This window comes from Lysinibacillus sp. fls2-241-R2A-57 (assembly GCF_030209535.1).
In the GTDB taxonomy this organism is placed as follows: domain Bacteria; phylum Bacillota; class Bacilli; order Bacillales_A; family Planococcaceae; genus Lysinibacillus.
The window spans coordinates 1-1459 of sequence record NZ_JARVRU010000183.1 but is presented as its reverse complement, the minus strand read 5'-3'; the positions used below and the strand labels follow the sequence as shown (position 1 = coordinate 1459).

Genomic DNA, 1459 nt, shown 5'->3' with positions numbered 1-1459 from the left:
ATCTCTCTTTTTGTATAATTTTCATTGGAAGAAATTAGATAATCAACACGCGTGAAACTAGATATGTTTATAGTCGTCTTTAACTAAAAGAATAATATGCCGCATAAAGAAAAGAATAGAGAGATTCCAAGAATTACTCCAACAACTTTCATATGTCGTTTCCGTCCCATTACAACAATAGCAACATATTCACGAACCATTGCATTTGGCCAATAATAAAATGCTGTTTTTGAGCCGATTCCTTGGCTATTCAGACCAGCCTGTCTAGCGTATAGACCAGCACGGAAAAGATGGAAATTGTTCGTAGTAAAAATGCTGTTGTATTTACCATCTGGTTTTAACGTATCCATAATTTGTTTTGAAAATAACATATTTTGATATGTATTTACTGAACGATTTTCTTGCACAGTATGCTCGATAGGAATTCCTTTTTCAATAGCATATCTTTGCATCGCCTCCGCTTCTGGAAGATTCTCATCTGAACCTTGCCCACCAGAGAAAATTATTGTTGGTGGTGTTGTAACAGCTGCTTGTTTCTGATAAAAATCAATAGCTTTATTAATTCTACTTGCTAGAAGAGGTGGTACTTTATCGTTAATTAATCCACTGCCCAGCACGATGATAAAATCTTGGTTATACTTTGGCCTATTAAATTGATATAGGAAATAAGCAGTTAGGAAGTTTGATAGATGGATCGAAAAATAAAAAATAATTAGCAAAATTCCACCAAATATAGGTTGGAACATATTGGATAAAAAACTTACTGGATTTATGATAGGGATTAGGATATAAAGTAAAATAATGATAGCTACAATTAAAGTTAAAGAGTTTGCTAAGCTTCTTCCTTCTCTTTTCATTAAAACTCTTGCATTAAGAAATAGGCCGAACATCAAAGCTACAATTCCAAAAGGTATAATGAAGAAAAGTGCTAGTAAAGGAATAATAACTATAAGCTTTATATGGTTATTTTCAGATACTAGAGATGCAATCGTACAAAATAAAAGAAATGAACAGAAAAAGGCATTAAATAAAAAGCCATTTATTATTTTTCTAGGATCCTTCAGATAAGAAAAAAGAAAAATAAAAAATAGGATAAGCGGAATAAATCCGAAATACATAAAAGTCATACACACCTCGACTATATATTATTGATTTGTTTATTATTTAAAGAAAAAATTGAGTATCAAGCTGTTTTAGAGAATGTTATTTCAATTTTAGCTCCTACATACTAGCTTAAATTATTGAAATTACGTCCTTTTTACATAATCCTTAAAAAATTCTTTCAGATGCTGAAACAATGTGATATTATCTGTCACAATTTAATTTTACCAAGAAAAGAACATGCTGATTGAACTGCACCTTTAACTATTTTTCTTGTTTACCTGGTGCAGTTCCTTTTTAAGCTTCTGACTACTCCCACAGCTAAAGCAGCGGGGTTCTTATATACTTAAGAGAAGCG

At 31.4% G+C, this 1459-nt stretch carries 1 protein-coding gene; it reads right to left on the bottom strand.

Annotation, left to right across the window (positions count from 1 at the left end):
- Nucleotides 1-83: 83 nt before the first annotated feature.
- Nucleotides 84-1118, bottom strand: coding sequence for a YdcF family protein (locus tag QRN68_RS23185; RefSeq protein ID WP_285399511.1), 1035 nt, complete (start codon nucleotides 1116-1118; stop codon nucleotides 84-86).
- Nucleotides 1119-1459: the final 341 nt, after the last annotated feature.